Raw genomic sequence first — 406 nt, forward strand, 5'->3', positions numbered from 1 at the left:
CCAGGCGCTCGAATCACAGGCGATCACCGGCGAGGACGGAGCCGCGATCGATCACATCGAGCTGTTCGCCGACGATCCGGCGGCCGACAGCCGCAACTTCGTGCTTTGCCCGGGCAAGGCCTACGACCGCTCGCCCTGCGGAACCGGCACGAGCGCCAAACTGGCCTGCCTGGCCGCCGACGGCAAGCTGGCCCCCCACCGCCCCTGGCTGCAGGCCAGCATCACCGGCAGCCACTTCGAGGGCTACTACGAGTGGGAAGGCGAGCGCATTCGCCCCTATATCAAGGGCCGCGCCTATCTGAGTGCCGACAACACCTTGCTGATCGACGACCGGGACCCGTTTGCCTGGGGCATCGCGACGTCGTGACCCACACCGGCCCGGCCCGACGAGGCGCGGGACCAACAA

Annotated in this window: 1 protein-coding gene; it reads left to right on the forward strand. The window is 68.7% G+C overall.

Annotation, left to right across the window (positions count from 1 at the left end; translation table 11 throughout):
• Window positions 1–367, forward strand: a 367-nt coding sequence (locus CVH10_RS17890) for a proline racemase family protein (protein ID WP_181244470.1), incomplete at its 5' end; no start/stop codon positions are given.
• Window positions 368–406 lie beyond the last annotated feature (39 nt).

It is taken from the genome of Halomonas sp. ND22Bw, assembly GCF_003011945.1.
Lineage (GTDB): Bacteria > Pseudomonadota > Gammaproteobacteria > Pseudomonadales > Halomonadaceae > Halomonas > Halomonas halophila.